The sequence below is a fragment of the Ancylobacter oerskovii genome (genome assembly GCF_018390555.1).
Taxonomy (GTDB): Bacteria; Pseudomonadota; Alphaproteobacteria; order Rhizobiales; family Xanthobacteraceae; genus Ancylobacter; species Ancylobacter oerskovii.
Window position 1 is genome coordinate 230,920 of the sequence record NZ_JAHBGB010000019.1, and the last position, 17,529, is coordinate 248,448.

Annotated in this window: 18 protein-coding genes and 1 tRNA gene; 11 read left to right on the forward strand and 8 right to left on the reverse strand. The window is 69.8% G+C overall.

Features of this window, described 5'->3' with window-relative positions; translation table 11 throughout:
* Positions 1-19 precede the first annotated feature (19 nt).
* The 5 genes from lptB (at position 20) to KHC19_RS09945 (ending at position 4,237) form a co-directional block, all read left to right on the forward strand.
* On the forward strand, positions 20-841 hold the full coding sequence (lptB, locus tag KHC19_RS09925; RefSeq protein ID WP_246548599.1) for an LPS export ABC transporter ATP-binding protein: 822 nt from the start codon (positions 20-22) through the stop codon (positions 839-841).
* Between the two features lie 57 nt (positions 842-898).
* Complete coding sequence (rpoN, locus tag KHC19_RS09930) at positions 899-2,485, forward strand: RNA polymerase factor sigma-54 (RefSeq protein ID WP_213352187.1); 1,587 nt, start codon at positions 899-901, stop codon at positions 2,483-2,485.
* A 212-nt stretch (positions 2,486-2,697) separates the two neighbouring features.
* Entirely contained in the window at positions 2,698-3,291 is a 594-nt protein-coding gene (gene hpf / locus KHC19_RS09935) for a ribosome hibernation-promoting factor, HPF/YfiA family (RefSeq protein ID WP_213352188.1), read from the forward strand.
* Positions 3,292-3,376: 85 nt separating this feature from the next.
* Entirely contained in the window at positions 3,377-3,841 is a 465-nt protein-coding gene (gene ptsN, locus KHC19_RS09940; RefSeq protein WP_213352189.1) for a PTS IIA-like nitrogen regulatory protein PtsN, read from the forward strand.
* A 69-nt stretch (positions 3,842-3,910) separates the two neighbouring features.
* Positions 3,911-4,237, forward strand: coding sequence for a helix-turn-helix domain-containing protein (locus tag KHC19_RS09945; protein WP_213352190.1), 327 nt, complete (start codon positions 3,911-3,913; stop codon positions 4,235-4,237).
* A 9-nt stretch (positions 4,238-4,246) separates the two neighbouring features.
* Here the strand turns inward: KHC19_RS09945 and KHC19_RS09950 are convergent, their stop codons facing one another.
* A complete protein-coding gene (locus KHC19_RS09950; protein WP_213352191.1) occupies positions 4,247-5,152 on the reverse strand; it encodes a LysR family transcriptional regulator in 906 nt (301 codons plus the stop codon).
* A 104-nt stretch (positions 5,153-5,256) separates the two neighbouring features.
* On the opposite strand from KHC19_RS09950, the gene KHC19_RS09955 reads away from it, so the two are divergent.
* Entirely contained in the window at positions 5,257-6,294 is a 1,038-nt protein-coding gene (locus KHC19_RS09955; RefSeq protein ID WP_213352192.1) for an aldo/keto reductase, read from the forward strand.
* Between the two features lie 9 nt (positions 6,295-6,303).
* On the opposite strand, the gene yihA is transcribed toward KHC19_RS09955, so the two are convergent.
* The 6 genes from yihA to rpmH form a co-directional block, all read right to left on the reverse strand.
* Positions 6,304-7,029 carry a ribosome biogenesis GTP-binding protein YihA/YsxC gene (gene yihA / locus KHC19_RS09960; RefSeq protein WP_246548612.1) on the reverse strand — a complete coding sequence of 242 codons (726 nt, stop codon included), beginning with the start codon at positions 7,027-7,029 and terminating at the stop codon, positions 6,304-6,306.
* A gap of 60 nt (positions 7,030-7,089) precedes the next feature.
* Positions 7,090-7,626, reverse strand: coding sequence for a cytochrome b (locus KHC19_RS09965; protein ID WP_213352193.1), 537 nt, complete (start codon positions 7,624-7,626; stop codon positions 7,090-7,092).
* Positions 7,623-8,183, reverse strand: coding sequence for a YceI family protein (locus tag KHC19_RS09970; protein WP_213352194.1), 561 nt, complete (start codon positions 8,181-8,183; stop codon positions 7,623-7,625). Before KHC19_RS09970 ends, KHC19_RS09965 begins: the two co-directional genes overlap by 4 nt.
* 195 nt (positions 8,184-8,378) lie before the next feature.
* Entirely contained in the window at positions 8,379-10,193 is a 1,815-nt protein-coding gene (yidC, locus tag KHC19_RS09975) for a membrane protein insertase YidC (RefSeq protein WP_213352195.1), read from the reverse strand.
* Complete coding sequence (rnpA, locus tag KHC19_RS09980; RefSeq protein ID WP_213352196.1) at positions 10,183-10,608, reverse strand: ribonuclease P protein component; 426 nt, start codon at positions 10,606-10,608, stop codon at positions 10,183-10,185. The genes yidC and rnpA overlap by 11 nt, the downstream gene beginning before the upstream one ends.
* Positions 10,609-10,725: 117 nt before the next feature.
* Entirely contained in the window at positions 10,726-10,860 is a 135-nt protein-coding gene (gene rpmH / locus KHC19_RS09985) for a 50S ribosomal protein L34 (protein ID WP_213340341.1), read from the reverse strand.
* A 457-nt stretch (positions 10,861-11,317) separates the two neighbouring features.
* Here rpmH and KHC19_RS09990 point away from each other — a divergent pair, with 457 nt between their 5' ends.
* The 3 genes from KHC19_RS09990 to KHC19_RS10000 all read left to right on the forward strand — a co-directional run bounded on the left by KHC19_RS09990 (position 11,318) and on the right by KHC19_RS10000 (position 14,406).
* Positions 11,318-12,865, forward strand: a complete 1,548-nt coding sequence (locus tag KHC19_RS09990) for a sensor histidine kinase (RefSeq protein WP_213352197.1) — start codon at positions 11,318-11,320, stop codon at positions 12,863-12,865.
* Positions 12,858-14,153 carry a glycoside hydrolase family 2 TIM barrel-domain containing protein gene (locus tag KHC19_RS09995; RefSeq protein WP_246548615.1) on the forward strand — a complete coding sequence of 432 codons (1,296 nt, stop codon included), beginning with the start codon at positions 12,858-12,860 and terminating at the stop codon, positions 14,151-14,153. Before KHC19_RS09990 ends, KHC19_RS09995 begins: the two co-directional genes overlap by 8 nt.
* 176 nt (positions 14,154-14,329) lie before the next feature.
* Positions 14,330-14,406: transfer RNA gene (locus KHC19_RS10000), tRNA-Arg, on the forward strand.
* Between the two features lie 70 nt (positions 14,407-14,476).
* Here KHC19_RS10000 and KHC19_RS10005 read toward each other — a convergent pair.
* Positions 14,477-16,066 carry an ABC-F family ATP-binding cassette domain-containing protein gene (locus KHC19_RS10005; RefSeq protein WP_213352198.1) on the reverse strand — a complete coding sequence of 530 codons (1,590 nt, stop codon included), beginning with the start codon at positions 16,064-16,066 and terminating at the stop codon, positions 14,477-14,479.
* A 99-nt stretch (positions 16,067-16,165) separates the two neighbouring features.
* Here KHC19_RS10005 and KHC19_RS10010 point away from each other — a divergent pair, with 99 nt between their 5' ends.
* Positions 16,166-16,792: a TetR/AcrR family transcriptional regulator gene (locus KHC19_RS10010; RefSeq protein ID WP_213352199.1), complete on the forward strand. Its 627-nt coding sequence runs from the start codon at positions 16,166-16,168 to the stop codon at positions 16,790-16,792.
* 179 nt (positions 16,793-16,971) lie between these two features.
* Positions 16,972-17,478 carry a cupin domain-containing protein gene (locus KHC19_RS10015; protein WP_213352200.1) on the forward strand — a complete coding sequence of 169 codons (507 nt, stop codon included), beginning with the start codon at positions 16,972-16,974 and terminating at the stop codon, positions 17,476-17,478.
* The last annotated feature ends 51 nt before the right edge of the window (positions 17,479-17,529 follow it).

Sequence of the window (17,529 nt, forward strand, 5' to 3'; positions counted from 1 at the left end):
CGGGAGCCGCGAACGCCAGATGGTTCCGCCGTCCGCGGCGGACTTCGGTTCCGGGAATGGTGGTCATCCGCAGAACGGCACCGGCGCCCGGCGCCGCGCCGGCGAGGCGGCGCAGAATGTCGGGCTGCTGCGCGCCACGGGGCTCGTCAAGCAGTATGGCGGCCGCAAGGTGGTGCGCGAGGCCAGCCTCGGCGTGCGGCGCGGCGAGGCGGTCGGGCTGCTCGGCCCCAACGGCGCCGGCAAGACCACCATCTTCTACATGATCACCGGCCTCGTTAAGGCCGATGCCGGCCGCATCGAGCTCGACGGCCACGACGTCACCCATCTGCCGATGTACCGCCGCGCCCGTCTCGGGGTCGGCTACCTGCCGCAGGAGGCCTCGATCTTCCGCGGCCTGTCGGTGGAGGACAATCTGCGCGCCGTGCTGGAGATGGTGGAGCCGGACCGCAAGCGCCGCGAGATGGAGCTCGACGCGCTGCTGGAGGAGTTCCGCGTCACCCATGTGCGCAAGTCGCCCTCCATCGCCCTGTCGGGCGGCGAGCGGCGGCGCGTCGAGATCGCCCGCGCGCTGGCGACGCGGCCGACCTTCATGCTGCTCGACGAGCCCTTCGCCGGCATCGATCCCATCGCGGTGGGCGACATCCAGGCGCTGGTGCGCCATCTCACCCATCGCGGCATCGGCGTGCTGATCACCGACCACAATGTGCGCGAGACGCTCGGCCTCATCGACCGGGCCTACATCATCCATTCCGGCACCGTGCTGATGGAAGGCTCGCCCGAGGAGATCGTGGCCAGCCCCGAGGTACGCCGGCTGTATCTCGGCGAGGAGTTCCGGCTGTAAGATGGCGCACCTGTCGCGCTCACGCCGTTCCCGCACCCGGCATGGAGGTTTGCTCCCATGTCGCTAGGCCCGCGCCTCGAATTCCGCCAGACGCAGTCGCTGGTGATGACGCCGCAGCTGATGCAGGCCATCAAGCTGCTGCAGCTCTCCAATCTCGATCTCGTCGCCTATGTCGAGGCGGAGCTCGAGCGCAACCCGCTGCTGGAGCGCCAGTCGGAGCCGGAAGGCGAGGGCGCGGCGGGCGAGCGGGCCGGCGAGGGCGTGCTGGAGGTGGCGGTCCACGAGGCGCATGACGCGTCGCCCGAACCGCACGGCGCCGAGCACGACGCCCGCGCCGCCGACTGGCTGGAAGACCGGCTCGATTCCTCGCGCAGCGCCATCGAGGACCGGCTCGATACCGGCCTCGAGAACGTGTTCCCGGACGATGTCGGCCGCGAGCCCACGGGCGCGGCGGCGGGGATGGAGACGCCCGGCTATTCCGAATGGGCCGGCGTCGGCGGCGGCGGGCGCGACGAGGAAGGCTACAACCTCGAATCCTTCGTCCCGGCCGAGACCTCGCTCGCCGATCACCTCGGCGGCCAGCTTTCCCTGGCGCTCACCGATCCGGTGGACCGGCTGATCGGCCACCATCTCATCGACCTCATCGACGAGGCGGGCTACCTCACCGCCGATCTCGCCGGCGTCGCCGAGAAGCTCGGCGCCCCGCTCGCCCGGGTGGAGAGCGTGCTCGCCACCATCCACGGCTTCGATCCCGCCGGCATCGGTGCCCGCTCGCTGTCCGAGTGCCTCGCCTTGCAGCTCAAGGAGCGCAACCGCTTCGATCCGGCGATGGCGGCGCTGCTGTCGCATCTCGACCAGCTGGCGCGGCGCGAGTTCAACGCGCTGCGCCGCCTGTGCGGGGTGGACGAGGAGGACCTCGCCGAGATGGTCGCCGAGGTGCGCCGGCTCAATCCCAAGCCAGGCCTCGCCTTCGGCTCCGGCGTCATCCAGCCGGTGGTGCCGGACGTGTTCGTGCGCCCCGCCACCGACGGCTCGTGGCATGTCGAGCTCAATTCCGACACGCTGCCGCGCGTGCTGGTGAACCAGGCCTATTATTCCAAGGTGTCGAAGACCACCCGCAACGACCGCGAGAAGGCCTTCCTCACCGACTGCATGCAGACGGCGACCTGGCTCACCCGCTCGCTCGACCAGCGCGCCCGCACCATATTGAAGGTCGCCATCGAGATCGTGCGCCAGCAGGACGCCTTCCTCACCCTCGGCGTGCAGCATCTGCGCCCGCTGAACCTGCGTATGGTGGCGGACGCCATCGGCATGCACGAATCCACGGTTTCTCGCGTGACCTCGAACAAATACATGGCGACGCCGCGCGGAATCTTCGAGATGAAGTATTTCTTCTCGTCCTCCATTTCGTCGTCGGATGGCGGGGAAGCACATTCGGCCGAATCGGTGCGTTTCCGCATCAAGCAGATGATCGATGCCGAGAGCCCGGACGACGTGCTCTCCGACGACACGCTGGTGCAACGCCTGCGCGAATCCGGCATCGACATCGCCCGTCGCACGGTGGCTAAATACCGCGAAGCGATGCGCATTCCCTCCTCGGTGCAGCGGCGCCGGGAGAAGCAGGCGGCCGCCGCCGGCAGTTGACGCGGCACCGGCCGCGGCGCTGTCCACAGGGGCGGAAAACCGCGAAATTGTGCGCCACGCGGCGGTACCGCTCGGTTTACGTTGACACTTTCCTTCACGGCTCCTACCTCTTAAAGGCACCGGCCGGGCAAGTAAGGGGTTCGGGCAATCGGCGGGAGGAGCGTGTGCACGTAGTTCTCCCCGCTCATGCCCCAGCAGAGGGACGAGTCACGATGCCGCTGCGGGTTTCTGGCAAAAATCTCGACGTTGGAGAGGCACTGCGCCAGCGGGTTGCCGACCGGCTGTCCGACGTCATGGACAAGTATTTCGACGGCGGCTGGTCCGGCCACGTCACCGTCGCGCGGGAGGGGTCCGGCTATCGCTCGGACTGTGCGCTGCATCTCGACAGCGGCGCCATCCTGCAGGCGCATGGCGGCGCCCAGGACCCCTATTCCAGCGCCGACGCGGCGGTGGAGCGCATCGAGACGCGGCTGCGCCGCTACAAGAGCCGGGTGAAGCGCCGCGCCGGCAACGGCGAGGCGGAGACCGGTCTTCCCGAGACCGTGCCGCTCACCGTGTTCGAGACCCCCGACCATGAGGACGGCGAGGCGCTCGACGGCTGGAGCCCGACCGTGGTGGCCGAGGCGACCGCCAACATGCCGCGCCTCGCCGTGAGCGACGCGGTGCTGGAGCTTGATTTCACCGGCGCGGCGGTGCTGGTGTTCCGCCATGCCAGCCATGGCCGGGTCAACGTGGTCTATCGGCGGGCGGACGGCCATGTCGGCTGGATCGACCCGCCGCTCGCCGCCGTGGAAGACGTGCATTGATCTTTCCGTTTCACTCCCGGAGCGCGGGCCGGCCCGTCCGGTCCCGCGACTCCCGCCAGCCCATGCCCTCCACCCGGATCGCGCTATGGCCCTGAACGATATCCTTTCGCCGTCTGCCGTGTTCCCCGCGCTGCGGGTCGGCAGCAAGAAGCAGGCGTTGCAGGAACTTTCGGCCAAGGCCGCGGCCCTCTTGAACCGCGACGAGCGCGAGATCTTCGACACGCTCAATTCGCGCGAGCGGCTCGGCTCCACCGGCGTCGGCAACGGCATCGCCATCCCGCACGGCAAGCTCGCCAGGATGGACAAGCTGTTCGGCCTATTCGCGCGGCTCGACAAGCCGATCGACTTCGAGGCGCTGGACGGCGAGCCGGTGGATCTCGTCTTCCTGCTGCTGGCGCCGGAGGCGGCGGGGGCGGATCACCTGAAGGCGCTCGCCCGGGTGGCGCGGCTGCTGCGCGATCCCGAGGCGGCCAAGAAGCTGCGCGCCTCGCACGACGCCGCCACCATCTACGCCATCCTCAACGGCACGGCGGCCTCCAACGCCGCCTGAGCGGCGCCGGAGGGCGCCGGCCGGCCATCCTCACAGGTCCTCGTCCGTCCTTCGCGTCAGGAGTGCTCCATGGCCGATCCGCTCGATTCCGGGGTTCCCGCGCTCGGTGCCGAACAGTGCCGCGCCGCCCGCGCCATGCTCGGCTGGTCGGTCGGGGAGCTGGCCGGCCATGCCGGGGTGACGGGCGCCTATGTCGAGGCCTTCGAGCAGGGCCGCGAGCCGGGCGACGGCGAGGATCCCAATGAGAGCGTGCGCATGCGCCGGGCGCTGGAGCATGCGGGCGTCGAGTTCATCGATGCCGGCCTGCCGAGCGCCGGCGGCGGGCCGGGCCTCCGGCTGCGCTCGACGCCGTCCTATATCCAGCCGGAGAACCTCTCCTCCGCCAACGATGTCTAGGCACGCCGGCTAGCTCACCCGGCCGCGCTCGGCGAGGAAATCGATCAGCGCCCGTACCCGCGCCGGCAGCGGACCGCCGCTGCCGGGATGCACGGCGTGGAAGCTTTCGCGGTCGCCGGGATTGAGCGCCTCCAGCACCGGCACCAGCCGCCCGGCGGCAATGTCCTCGCGCACGGTGAAGGCGGCGAGCCGCGCGAGACCCACCCCGGCAAGCGCCAGCCGGCGGAGCGCCTCGCCGTCGCTCGCCTGCACGCGGCCGGCGGCCGGCAGCAGGATCTCGCGCCCGTCCTCCCGCAGCGGCCAGCCTTCCACCGCCCGTTCATAGGAAAAGCCGAGCCGCAGATGCGCCTCCAGCTCGGCGGCGCGCTGCGGCGTGCCGGCGCGGGCCAGATAGGCCGGCGCCGCGACGATGAGCTTCGCGGTGTCGCCGAGCCGGCGGGCGAGCAGGCTGGAGCTCTTCAGCTCGCCGGCGCGGATGGCGACGTCGGTGCGCTCGGCAAGCAGGTCGACCACGGTGTCGGTCTGGACGATATCGAGGCTGACGCCGGGATGCTCCGACAGGAAATCCGGCAGGATCGGCGCCAGCACATGCACGCCGTAGGAGGCGCTGGTGCTGATCCGCACCCGGCCGACCGGCCGCTCCCCGGCGCCGGCGCTGCGTTCGGCCTCCTCCATGTCGGCGAGGATGCGGGCGGCGCGCTCATAGAAGGCACAGCCCTCCGGCGTCAGCTCCAGCCGCCGCGTCGAGCGGGTGACCAGCCGCGAGCCGAGCCGCGCTTCCAGCCGGGCCACCAGCTTGCTCACCGCCGAGGGCGTCATCCGGCTCGCCCGGGCGGCGGCGGAGAAGCCGCCGTGCTCGACCACCCGCACGAACACTTCCATCTCGCCGGAGCGATTGATCTCGTGGCGCGCCATTCGGTCTTTCATCTCACAGATGCTGTGCGGTTCGGCACTCTATCTCACAGATGCCGGCGGTTCCATCTTCACCGGCAGCGATGAATCCGCATGGAGAGCCTGCCATGGACTACCGCCCGCTCGGCCGCTCGGGGCTGAAAGTGCCCGCCCTTTCCTTCGGCGCCGGCACGTTCGGCGGCACCGGCCCGCTGTTCGGCCATTGGGGCACCGCCGATGCGGCCGAGGCGCGCCGTCTGGTCGATATCTGCCTCGATGCCGGGGTGAACCTGTTCGACACCGCCGACGTCTATTCCGACGGCGCCTCGGAACGGGTGCTCGGCGAGGCGATCCGCGGCCGGCGCGACAAGGTGCTGATCTCCACCAAGACCGGCCTGCCGATGGGCGAGGGGCCGAACGAGGCCGGCACGTCGCGCCCGCGCCTGCTGGGCGCGGTGGACGCGGCGCTCGCCCGGCTCGGCACCGACTATATCGACCTGCTTCAGCTGCACGCCTTCGATGCGGCGACGCCGGTGGAGGAGGTTCTGACGGCGCTCGATACGCTGATCCGGGCCGGCAAGCTGCGCTATGTCGGGGTGTCGAATTTCGCCGGCTGGCAGATCATGAAGTCGCTGGCGGCCGCCGAGCGGCACGGCTGGCCGCGCTATGTCGCCAACCAGGTCTATTACTCGCTGGTCGGCCGCGATTATGAATGGGAGCTGATGCCGCTCGGCGCCGATCAGGGGCTGGGGGCGCTGGTGTGGAGCCCGCTCGGCTGGGGACGGCTCACCGGCAAGCTGCGCCGTGGCGCGCCGCTGCCGGCCGGCAGCCGCCTGCACGAGACCGCCGCCTTCGGGCCGCCGGTGGAGGAGGAGCGGCTCTACCGCATCGTCGACGTGCTGGACGAGGTGGCGCAGGAGGTCGGCAAGACGGTGCCACAGGTGGCGATCAACTGGCTCTTGCGGCGCCCGACGGTGTCCTCGGTCATCCTCGGCGCCCGCAACGAAGCGCAGCTTCTCGACAATCTCGGCGCGGTGGGCTGGGCGCTGGAGGCCGGGCAGATCGCCCGGCTCGACGCGGCGAGCGCGGTGACGGCGCCCTATCCCTATTTCCCCTATCGCCGGCAGGCCGGCTTCGCCCGCCTCGATCCGCCGATGGCGGGGTAGGGTGGCCGGTCAGCCGAAGCCGCGCTCGCGCATCAGCGTCACCACCGCGGCGCGCAGCTCCGGCATGCCGGTGCCCTCGCGGCTCGATGTCGGGAACACCACCGGGAAGGCCGCCGGCCGGCGGGTGAGCGCCGCCTGCGTCTCCTCGATCCGCTTGGCGAGCTCCGCCTTCTTCAGCTGGTCGGCCTTGGTCAGCACGATGGCGTAGGACACCGCCGCCTTGTCCAGCCCGTCGAGCACGCCGAGGTCGATCGGCTTCAGCCCGTGGCGGGAATCGATCAGCACGAAGACGCGGGCGAGATTGGCGCGCCCGCGCAGATAGGCGTGGATGGTCGCCGTCCAGGCGTCGACCTTCTCCTTCGGCGCCTGGGCGAAGCCGTAGCCGGGCATGTCGACCAAAGTGAGCTCTGGGCCGAGCCCGAAGAAGATCAGTTCCTGGGTGCGGCCGGGCGTCACCGAGGTGCGCGCCAGCGCCTTGCGGCCGGTCAGCGCGTTGACCAGGCTCGACTTGCCGACGTTTGAGCGCCCGGCGAAGGCGATCTCGATGCCGCGCATCGCCGGCAGGGTCTCGATGGTCGGGGCGGCGGTGAGGAAGTTCCACTCGCCGGCGAACAGCTTGCGGCCGGCCTCGATCAGCGCGGCATGCTCGGCCGCGCGGGCGGCGGCCTCGGGCGAGGTGTCGGCGTTGGTATTGTCGGCGTTGGTGTTGCCGGTGCTGGCGTTGTCGGTGCTCATGTCCCGCTTATCCGCCGCCCGGCGCCGTTGCGCAAGCCATGCCGGTGCCGGCGCCGTCGATCAGAGCGTGATCCGCCGCAGGATGCCGTCGCGGTCGAGGAACTGGTGCTTCAGCGTCGCCAGCACATGCAGGACCAGCAGCGCCAGCAGGGCATAGGCGAGCACCTCGTGGAGGAATTGCAGCCGCTCGAACAGCGCCTCGTCGGGGCCGACCGGCGCCGGCAGGGTGAACAGCTCGAAAGGCCGGGTCGGCAGGGCGAGCGGCGAGGCGGCCGCCATCAGCCAGCCGGAGAGCGGCACCGCCAGCATCAGCGCATAGAAACCGAGATGCGCCGCCCGCGCGGCCCGGCGTTCGAGGCGGGAATGCTCGAGCGGGGCGGGCGTCGGGGCGAGCCGCGCGGCGAGCCGCAGCGCCAGCAGCGGCAGCACCAGCAGGCCGTAGGATTTGTGCCATTGATAGAGCGCGAAGGTGGTGCCGAGGTCGCGCTGGACATGCGTCATCGTCCAGCCCACCGCCAGCAGCGCCAGCAGCAGCGCCGCCATCAGCCAGTGGAGAAGGCGAAGCGGGCGGCTCCAATGCGCGGGCGCGGGCGTCATGTGCCGTCCGCATGCGCGGCGACGATGATGCGCACATCGTCGGACACCAGCGGCAGGCCGGCGGTCATGCCGTAGAGCGAGCGCCGCACGCCGAATGTGGCGTGGAAGCTGAAGCCATGGGCGCCGTTGTGCCGGACCTCGACGACGACGCTCTCGGGCCGGGTGGTGCCCAGCAGCGTCATGTTGCCGGTGACGCGGACCGAGCGGTCGTCGAGCTTCTCCACCGAGGTGGAGGTGAAGCGTATGTCGGGATGCCGGTCGGAATCGAGGAAGGCCGGGCCGCGCACATAGGTGTCGAGCGCGGGCGAGCGGGTATCGAGCGAGGCGGCGGCGACGGAGAACCGCACCGAGGAGCGCTGCGGCCGGTCGAGGTCGATGGTCAGCTGCGAGTTGAAGCGATGGAACACGCCGTGGGTCAGCGGATAGCCCTTGGCGCCGATCTCGAAGGCGATCTCGGTCTGTGCCGGGTCGATCCGGTAGGAATCGGCGCGCAGGGGAAGACCCGCCAGAAGAAGCAGGGCGGCGACGGCGAAGCCTCTCGGAGCGACCTGCCGCATGGATCACCTCATGGGATCACCTTCTGGCCGATGCCGGCACTCTATACCCGGACGAGGGTGGCGGCGGCGCACATCTGCGTGTAGCGGCCGCCCGCGGCGCGGCAGGGCACAGGCGGCCCCGCGCAAATGAAAACAGCGGGAACCGCCGCCTGGCCGTTCCCGCTGTCCTGTCGTTCGCCTTGCCGGCGGGGAGCGCTATCCGGCTCCCGCCTTCTTCTTCTTGCCGAGGCCGAAGGTGCTCTTGAGGTTGTCCCAGAGCTCCACCTTCACGCCGTTCTTGCGCATGATCACCGATTGCTGCAGCACCGAGAGGGTGTTGTTCCAGGCCCAGTAGATGACGAGGCCGGAGGCGAAGCTCGCCAGCATGAAGGTGAAGATCAGCGGCATCCAGTCGAAGATCATCTTCTGGGTCGGATCCGGCGGCGCCGGGTTGAGCTTCATCTGCGCCCACATGGTGCAGCCCATGATGATCGGCCAGATGCCGAGCATCAGGAAGTGGCCGATCACCGGCACCTGCGAGGGATCCCAGGGGATCAGGCCGAACAGGTTGAACAGGGTGGTCGGGTCGGGCGCCGACAGGTCCTTGATCCAGCCGAAGAACGGCGCGTGCCGCATTTCGATGGTGACGAACAGCACCTTGTAGAGGGCGAAGAAGACGGGGATCTGGATCAGGATCGGAAGACACCCGGCGATCGGGTTGATCTTCTCCTTCTTGTAGATCTCCATCATCTCCTGCTGGAGCTTCACCCGATCGTCGCCATAGCGCTCGCGCAGCGACTGGATCTCCGGCTGCACCGCCTTCATCTTCGCCATCGAGGCGTAGCTCTTGTTGGCGAGCGGGAAGAAGATGCCCTTGATCAGCACCGTGACCGCCAGGATGGCGATGCCGAAATTGCCGACCAGGTGGTAGATCCAGTCGATGACGACGAACAGCGGCTTGGTGATGAAGTAGAACCAGCCCCAGTCGATCAGCCGGTCGAAGCGGTCGATATTGTACTGCGCCTGGTAGCCGTCGACGAGGCGCACCACCTTGGCGCCGGCGAACAGCCGGCCGTCGCGGGTGGCCTTGGCGCCCGGCTCGACGGTGACGGCGTCGCCGAGGAAGTCGGTCTGGAAGGTGAGATCGTTGCCGGACGGCACGGCGGAGAAGCGCGCCTGCACCTTCTCGGCGGAATCCGGGATGACGGTCGCCGCCCAGTACTTGTCGGTGATGCCGAGCCAGCCGCCGGTGGAGGTGAAGCTCTCGGTCTTCCGCTCGGCGATGTCCTTGTACTTGATCTCGTGCAGGCCGCCCTCGGAGGTCACGCCGATCAGGCCTTCATGCAGGATGTAGTAGCCCAGCGTGTGCGGGGTGCCGTGGCGCGAGACCAGGGCGAAGGGGTGCAGCGCGACCGCGGCGGCGCCATTGTTCTCCACCTCGTCGACCACATGGAACATGTAGTTGGCGTCGACGGAGAGGGTGCGGCGGAACACCTGACCCTCGCCATTGTCGTAGGTGAGGGTGAGCGGCGTCTCGGTGGTGAGCTTGGCGCCGTCGGGGGCGGTCCACAGCGCGTCCGGGGCCGGCAGCTTCACATTGGAGCCGGAGGCGGCGACCCAGCCGAATTCGGCATAGAACGGGTTCGGCCCGCCGGAGGGCGAGAGCAGGGTGATGATCGGCGAGCTGGGCTGGACGGTCTCGCGGTAGTTCTTCAGCGACAGGTCGTCGATGCGGCCGCCGCGCAGCGACACCGAGCCGGTGACGCTGGGCGTGTCGATGGCGACGCGCGGGGTGCGGGCGAGGGCTTCCTCGCGGGTCAGCGCCTTGGGCGCCGCCGCGGCGGGGGCCGGGGCCGAGGCGTCGGAGGACGCGCCCGGCGCCGTCGGCGCGGTCGACTGGCCCTGCTGCGTCGTCTGCTGCGCCTGGCGCTGGGCCTCCATCTGCGGGATGCCGGAGAAATATTGCCAGGCCAGCAGCACCACCATCGACAACACGATGGCGACGATCATGTTGCGGTTTTCACTCGTCATGCGCAGTCTCTCCGTCGGCGTGCGCGGTCGCCTGCGCGGCAGCGTGGGCTGCGGCAGGTTGGGGCCGCGCGGGCGGGTGCCGGCGCCGGTTCCCAGAATGGAGGCGGGTTATCCCCCGCTCGATATCGTTTACGAGGTCGGTGAAGCGCGTGGTGAGGGCGGCGCGCCGGGCGACGATCACATAGTCGAAGCCGGGCCGGGCCACGCGGGGCAGGGCGTCGCGCACGGCTTCACGCAGGCGGCGCCGGATCCGGTTCCGCTCAACGGCATTGCCGTGCTTCTTGGTGACGGTGAGGCCGATGCGCACGGCGCCGTCATCGGCGCGGTCGCGAGCCTGCAGCAGCAGCGGCCCGGAATTGGCCCGGAGCCCGCCGGCGGCGGCGAGGAAGTCCTTGCGCTTGACGAGCCGGTCCATAGGGGCGCCGTTCCTCAGGCGAGGGCGAGGCTGGCCCCAGCCCGTTCGACCCCAGCCCTCTCGACCAGAGACAGGATGACCGCGGCGTGATGCGTCGCGGTCATGTCAGGGATCGGATCAGGCCGACAGGCGCTTGCGACCATGCGCGCGACGGGCGGCAATGATCTTGCGGCCGTTACGGGTCGCCATGCGCGCACGAAAGCCGTGCCGGCGGGCGCGCACGAGCTTGCTCGGTTGATAGGTGCGCTTCACGGGTGTCTCTCCGCATTCAGGTTGGGCCGCCCGGACCGGATTGCCGCCCTTGACCGCCGGCCGCCACCGAAGGGGCGGCACTCATGCGTCAATATGGGAGGCAGCCCGGCCGCCAGGGCAGCCGAGGTTCGGAGGCGGCTTATAGGGGGATGGGGCAGACAAGTCAACGCGGGAACGCGGCCTTTGGAAAGAGCGGCGCGGGCATTTGTTTCGCCGGCGGCATCGGCAGCGGCCGCCGCGAACATGGGCGGGAACCCTGGCGCGCGATCCCCGCCGGGTCGTGCCCCGATCTCGTGCCGAAGGGCGCGTCCCGGCCCGGCCCCGGCACGATCCGGCGGCGGGACGGTCTCGTCACGGCCGCATTCGCACCTATATGTGTTTCACGATTCCGTGCGACGCGCGATTCCGTAACGGCGCGTTCCGGCCGAGCGATCGGCCGCCACTGGACAAGGCTGCGATGACGACGCCCCTCGATGCCGCCTCGCCTCAGGCTGCGCTCGCCGAGCGCACGCCGCCGCTCGCCGCGGCGGCGCCGGGAGCGGCCGCGCAGGGGCGGGCCGCGTCGGGCTGGGCGCGCCATCTCGGCCTGTCCGGCAAGCTGCTGGCCTTCACCGTCGCCTTCGTGGTGCTGGCGGAACTGCTGATCATCGTGCCGTCGATCGCCGCCTACCGCGTCAATTGGCTGTCCGACCGGCTCGCCGCCGCCCGCACCGCGGCGCTGGTGCTGGATGTGGCGCCGCAGGAGATGGTGGCGCCCGAGCTCACCCGCGAGCTGCTGGGCAGCGTCGGCGCCATCACCGTGGCCCTGAAGCGCAACGATACCCGCCGGCTGCTGGCCTCCACCGACATGCCGCCCGAGGTGGACCTGCATGTCGACCTGCGCGACGTCACGCCGTGGCAGGCGGTGAGCGAGGCGGTGGACACGCTGTTCGCGCCCGATGGGCGCATCATCCGCGTGGTCGGCACCCCGCCGCGGCTCGGCGGCTTCGTCGAGATCGTCATCGACGAGACGCCGCTGCGCAAGGCGATGCTGCGCTTCACCCGCAATCTGGTGCTGGTGTCGCTGATCATCGCCGCGCTGACCGGGGGGCTCATCTATCTCGGCCTCGCCTGGATGTTCGTGCGGCCGATGCGCCGCCTCACCCAGCGCATGGTCGCCTTCCGCGAGGCGCCCGGCGCGGTGCCGGCCGCGCTCGATCCCACCGCCCGCATGGACGAGATCGGCCAGGCCGAGCGCGAATTCATGGAGATGCAGCGCCAGATCCGCGAGACGCTGCAGCAGAAGAGCCGGCTGGCGGCGCTGGGCCTCGCGGTCTCCAAGATCAATCACGACCTGCGCAACCTGCTCGCCTCGGTGCAGCTGCTCTCCGACCGCCTCGCCATGATCCGCGACCCGGCGGTGCAGCGCTTCGCGCCCAAGCTCGAGGCCGCCCTCGACCGCGCCATCGCCTATTGCGAGCACACGCTCGCCTATGGCAAGGCGCAGGAGCCGCCGCCGGAGCGGCGCATGGTGGCGCTGGCGCCGCTGATCGGCGACGTGCACGGCACGCTGGGGCTCGATGCCGGGGATGGCCCGGCCATCGGCTGGGTGGAGGCGGTGGAGCGCGGCCTGAAGGTCGATGCCGATCCCGACCAGCTGTTCCGGGTGCTGCTCAATCTCTGCCGCAACGCCCTGGAGGCGCTGGCCGCCCGCGCGCCCAACGATCCCGAGCGCGACCAGATCCGCGTCACCGGGCGCCGCGAGGGATCGAGCGTGGTGATCGAGGTGGCCGATACCGGGCCGGGCGTGCCGGAGGCGGCGCGGGCGCATCTCTTCGAGGCCTTCCAGGGCTCGGCGCGGCGCGGCGGCACCGGCCTCGGCCTCGCCATCGCCGCCGAGCTGATGCAGGCGCATGGCGGCGAAATCCGGCTGGTGCCGGGTACCATCGGCGCCACCTTCCAGCTGCGAATCCCCGACCGGCCGGTCGACCTCGACGCCCATCGGGCCCTGCGGTCGCATGGCTGATCCCGGGCGCCGCCCGGCGCGCATCCGCTTCCTGCGCCCGATCGCCGGCCTCATCGGCCAGATCGGCCTGATCGTACACCTCACTTTACTGGCCGGAGCCGCCATGGCCGCCACCGTCAGCGTGTCGGGAACCGGTCTCCTCGTCGACGGCAAGGCCTTCCATGTCCGCGGCGCGGCCGGCGAGGACAGGCTGTCCGAGCTGGCGGGGCTGGGCGCCACCACCGTGCGCACCTATGGCGGTGATCCCGGCGCGGTTCTCGACGCGGCGGAGAAGGCGGGGCTGAAGGTGATCGTGGGGCTCTGGCTCGAGCACCCGCGCCGCGGCGTCGATTATGCCGACCGCGCCTTCGCGGAGAAGCAGCTTGCCGAATTCCGCCAAACGGTTGAGAAATATAAGGAACATCCGGCCCTGCTGATGTGGGGCATCGGCAACGAGGTCGAATCCGAGCTCGCCGACGACCGCGCCGTCTGGCCGGCCATCGAGGAGGTGGCGGCGATGGTGAAGGCCGTCGACCCGTCGCATCCGCGCATCGCCGTGCTGGCCGAGACCGGCACCGACAAGGTCCGCAAGCTGCGCGACGCGGCGCCGAGCATCGATGTGCTCGGCGTAAACGCGTATGGCGACGCGCTTTATTCCGTCGTCGCCCGTGCCCGCGACCAGGGCTGGACCGGGCCGGTCGTCATCACCGAGCTCGGCGCCCGCGGCCAGTGGCAGGCCGCGACCGCTCCGTGGGGAGCCCCCTTCGAGCTCACCTCGACCCAGAAGGCGATCGAGCTGAGGCGCTACATCGCGGCGCTGGAGAAGCAAGACGTTGGGATTATTCTGTTTTTGTGGGGCTGGAAGCAGGAGGTCACGCCGAGCTGGCACAGCCTGCACCTGCCCTCCGGCGAATGGACCGAAGCCTCCGAATCGATGGCGGACGCCTGGGGCGGGCATACGCCCGGCGGCAACCGCGCGCCGCGGATCGCCCAGCTGCGTCTCGTCGGCGATCCCTCCCAGCCCTATGCCAGTGTCGGGGCTTCCGAGAGCTGGGAGGTCGAGCTGGAGGCGGTGGATCCCGATGGCGATGCGCTGGACGTTCGCTGGATCGTGCGGGAGGAATCGCGCATCCGCACCGTCGCCGGCGATTTCGAGCCGGATGCCAATGTGGTGGCGGACGCCGCCGTCACGACCGCGAAGGGCGCGCGCGTGCGGGCTCTACCTGTTGGAAAATATAGACTTTTCGTCGAGCTACGCGACGGGCGCGGCGCGGCGGCGACGGCGAATCTCCCGTTCGAAGTGCGCTAGGCGGCGGGATCGCGCCACGGCCGGCCGGGGTGGCTGTCCACAAGATCGACGGCTTTCGGTAGCGGTGGGTGTGACAGGGATGTTGCATTGTCCATCGAAACAGGGTAGCTGACGGGCCTCTCGCGAGGGGCACCGCCTCCGCGACCAAGGCCGACGGGTTTCACGACCCAGGCCGGGCGCCCGTAGCTCAGCTGGATAGAGCACCAGACTACGAATCTGGGGGTCAGAGGTTCGAATCCTTTCGGGCGCGCCATTCCATCCTTCCGAAAACGCATGGCGTCTCCCGGGCTAATTCCGCCGGTTCGCGGCCCTCTGCGGCTGCATCACGCCGGTGAATGGGCGAGGTCGAGGCGCCGCGTCATGCCGATGTTCTCGAGAAACCTCTCATCGTGGCTGACGACGAGCAGGGCGCCGTCATAGGCACGAAGTGCCGCCTCGATCGCCTCGATGGAGTCGAGGTCGAGATGGTTCGTCGGCTCGTCGAGGATCAGCAGCGAGGGTGGCCGGGTCCCGCCGAAGACGCAGGCCAGTCCGGCCCGCAGAATCTCGCCGCCGCTGAGCCCGCCAACCGGCTGCAGCGCCGCCTCGGCGCGGAACAGGAAGCCGGCAAGCGCGGCCCGGCAGGCATTGTGGCTCGATGCCGGATTGAGGCGCATGAAATTGTCGAGGATGGTGGCGCCCGGGTCGAGCAGGCCGACATGCTGGTCCAGCATCGCATGGTCGGGCACGGTGGAGACGCGGCCGGCAAAGGGGCGCAGCGTGCCGGCGACAAGCTGTAGCAGCGTCGTCTTGCCCGAGCCGTTCGGTCCGACGAGCGCCACGCGCTCGGGTCCGATCATCTCGAAGGACAGGTCGCGAATGACCGGATCGTCCCGATCATGGCCCGCGGTGACATTCTCGCATCCCAGCACTCTTCGCCCGGCCGCCAGGCCGGTCGAGGGCAGCGTGATGGAAAGAGGCTGCAATATCTCGATATTCGCCCGCGCTTCGGCGGCGGCGTCCTGCGCCTCGCTCCGACGACGTTCGGCGAGGCGGATGCCGTCGCCACGGCTGTTCTCGGCACTGCTCTTTCGTCCGCCGACAAGGATTTTCGGAAGGTCCCCGCGCGCGCCCTTGCGGGCTCCCGCCGCGGCGCGCCGGTCCTGGCGTTCGGCGGTGGCTTGCGCCTTGCGGCCGATCTCGGCCACCGTCCTCTCGGCATGGGCAAGCTCGTGCCTCGCCGCCGCCAGTTCGACCGCCTTGCGCGCGCGATAGGCCGTCCAGTTGCCGCCATAGCGTGTAGCGCCCAGCGAGGTCAGCTCCACGATGGCGTCGACCTGCTTGAGCAGTTCGCGGTCGTGGCTGACCACGACGAGGCCCGAGCGCCAGCCGGCGACGAGGTCGATTACCGCCCGTCGGCCGGCGCGATCGAGATTGTTCGTCGGCTCATCCAGCAGCAGGAAGTCGGGCTCGCGGAAAATCGCGGCCGCAAGGCCGGCGCGGGTCGCCTGGCCACCGGAAAGCTGTGAGAGCGGTGTCCCGGCATCGGCCTGAAGCGCGAGCCGGGCAAGGGCCGCGCCGATGCGCTCCTCGAGCGACCAGTCCACATCGACCAGCTCCTCGGCGTCGGCCCGTCCCGCCGCCGCGCGGCGCAGGACGGCAAGTTGGTGCGCCACGCCGAACAGATCGGCGATCGTCTCGCCCGGCGGAAAGCGCACCGATTGCTTCTGCAGGGCGAGGCTTCCCTCCCGCTGGATGCTTCCGGCCAATGGCGCCAGCTCCCCGGCGATGGCGCGGAGCAGGCTCGACTTGCCGATGCCGTTGCGCCCCACGAGCCCGGTGCGTTCCTTGCCGAAATTCAGATCGAGGCCGTCGAGAAGCGTTCGCCCGTCGGATGTGGCGAGGACAAGCCCGGCGATGCGGATCGAGGCCATGCAACCTTACCTCTGGAAAACGGCACTATATCGTGCTTTTATTGATTGGCATCGGGAAACGCAACGGGTGCGTGCCGTTGCGGGTTGGGGCGAGAGCGCATGGCGAAGTCATCTGGCCGTCCCAGCAAGGCCGAGGCTGCCCTGCTGGGCGAGCGCATCCTCGATGGCGCCCGCGCCGTGTTCTGCGAGAGGGGTGTCACGAACGGATCGCTGGACGAGATCGCCGCCCGGCTGGGCATTTCGAAGCACACCCTCTATCGGCGCCACGCGAACAAGGAGGCGTTGCTGCAAGCGGTTGTCGAGCGCGACATCGGCCGGTTCCGGCAGGCTCTATGCGCTGCGTCCGAGGCAGCGGCCCCGGCGGGACCCGTCGAGGTGATCCGGCAGGTTGCCCTGCATTATGTGGAGATCGGTGCGTCCCGGGCCTATGCCGGCTTCTATCTCTCGCTCTGTGCCGAGGCGGTGCGCTCGTCCCCGCTGCGCGCCCGGCTCGCGCAATGGTCCCTCGCCACTCTGGAGCCGCTGGTCGCGGCCGTGGAGGCGGCGATGGCGGCCGGACGGTTGCGGCCGGGCGACCCGAAACGCACGGCGGGGATTCTGGTGGACCTGCTCGAAGGGGTGAACAACCGGATCCGCTTGGGAGACGATGCGGCAGCGGCCGAACTGCCGGCATTGTTCGAGGAGCGATGGGCGGCGTTCGTCTCGGCGATGCGGGCGCCGCCGTGAGGGGGCACGCGCGTTAGCCCCGCGGGGCCTGTGCGGCGGGCTATCTCGATCCGCGCTTCCCCGGTTACGATGATGTGCCCGGGCAGGCCGGTGCGAGCGGGCGAGGATCACCCCTCATCCGGGCTGCCCAGCCACCCGCGCGCGGCCACCGTTTGTGGTGTGAAGCACAGGACGAGGCGATGAGCGAGCATTCCCACGACCATCCGCATGACCACGATCACGCGGAGGACCACTGGAAACATAATGGCGTGCGCGTCATCAAGGGCGACCGGCTCGACGCCAACACCGCGCAGACGCCGGGCATGTTCCGCCAGGCGGCGATCAACCATGCCCGTGTCGGCGCCCAGAAGATCTGGGCCGGCACCGTCACCATCCAGCCCGATGCCAAGACCGGCGTGCACCATCACGGCGAGCTGGAAAGCGTGATCTATGTGGTGCGTGGGCGTGCCCGCATGCGCTGGGGCGAGCGGCTGGAATATGTCGCCGAGGCCGAGCCGGGCGACTTCATCTTCGTGCCGCCCTTCGTGCCGCACCAGGAGATCAACGCCGATCCGAACCAGCCGCTGGAATGCGTGCTGGTGCGTTCCGACAATGAGGCGGTGGTGGTGAACATCACCGATGTCGACCCGGTGGAGAAGCCGGAAGCGGTCTATTGGGTCGATCCGATCCACAAGGCGCCGGAGTGAGCGCGGCGATCAACACCGATCGGCGGCACGCCTGCCGTCGCTGCGGCGCTG

What these genes read in the sequence shown, in the direction of transcription:
- lptB (WP_246548599.1), top strand. Translation starts at nt 20, where the DNA reads ATGGTTCCGCCGTCCGCGGCGGACTTCGGTTCCGGGAATGGTGGTCAT.
- rpoN (WP_213352187.1), top strand. Translation starts at nt 899, where the DNA reads ATGTCGCTAGGCCCGCGCCTCGAATTCCGCCAGACGCAGTCGCTGGTG.
- hpf (WP_213352188.1), top strand. Translation starts at nt 2,698, where the DNA reads ATGCCGCTGCGGGTTTCTGGCAAAAATCTCGACGTTGGAGAGGCACTG.
- ptsN (WP_213352189.1), top strand. Translation starts at nt 3,377, where the DNA reads ATGGCCCTGAACGATATCCTTTCGCCGTCTGCCGTGTTCCCCGCGCTG.
- KHC19_RS09945 (WP_213352190.1), top strand. Translation starts at nt 3,911, where the DNA reads ATGGCCGATCCGCTCGATTCCGGGGTTCCCGCGCTCGGTGCCGAACAG.
- KHC19_RS09950 (WP_213352191.1), bottom strand. Translation starts at nt 5,152, where the DNA reads ATGGCGCGCCACGAGATCAATCGCTCCGGCGAGATGGAAGTGTTCGTG.
- KHC19_RS09955 (WP_213352192.1), top strand. Translation starts at nt 5,257, where the DNA reads ATGGACTACCGCCCGCTCGGCCGCTCGGGGCTGAAAGTGCCCGCCCTT.
- yihA (WP_246548612.1), bottom strand. Translation starts at nt 7,029, where the DNA reads ATGAGCACCGACAACGCCAGCACCGGCAACACCAACGCCGACAATACC.
- KHC19_RS09965 (WP_213352193.1), bottom strand. Translation starts at nt 7,626, where the DNA reads ATGACGCCCGCGCCCGCGCATTGGAGCCGCCCGCTTCGCCTTCTCCAC.
- KHC19_RS09970 (WP_213352194.1), bottom strand. Translation starts at nt 8,183, where the DNA reads ATGCGGCAGGTCGCTCCGAGAGGCTTCGCCGTCGCCGCCCTGCTTCTT.
- yidC (WP_213352195.1), bottom strand. Translation starts at nt 10,193, where the DNA reads ATGACGAGTGAAAACCGCAACATGATCGTCGCCATCGTGTTGTCGATG.
- rnpA (WP_213352196.1), bottom strand. Translation starts at nt 10,608, where the DNA reads ATGGACCGGCTCGTCAAGCGCAAGGACTTCCTCGCCGCCGCCGGCGGG.
- KHC19_RS09990 (WP_213352197.1), top strand. Translation starts at nt 11,318, where the DNA reads ATGACGACGCCCCTCGATGCCGCCTCGCCTCAGGCTGCGCTCGCCGAG.
- KHC19_RS09995 (WP_246548615.1), top strand. Translation starts at nt 12,858, where the DNA reads ATGGCTGATCCCGGGCGCCGCCCGGCGCGCATCCGCTTCCTGCGCCCG.
- KHC19_RS10005 (WP_213352198.1), bottom strand. Translation starts at nt 16,066, where the DNA reads ATGGCCTCGATCCGCATCGCCGGGCTTGTCCTCGCCACATCCGACGGG.
- KHC19_RS10010 (WP_213352199.1), top strand. Translation starts at nt 16,166, where the DNA reads ATGGCGAAGTCATCTGGCCGTCCCAGCAAGGCCGAGGCTGCCCTGCTG.
- KHC19_RS10015 (WP_213352200.1), top strand. Translation starts at nt 16,972, where the DNA reads ATGAGCGAGCATTCCCACGACCATCCGCATGACCACGATCACGCGGAG.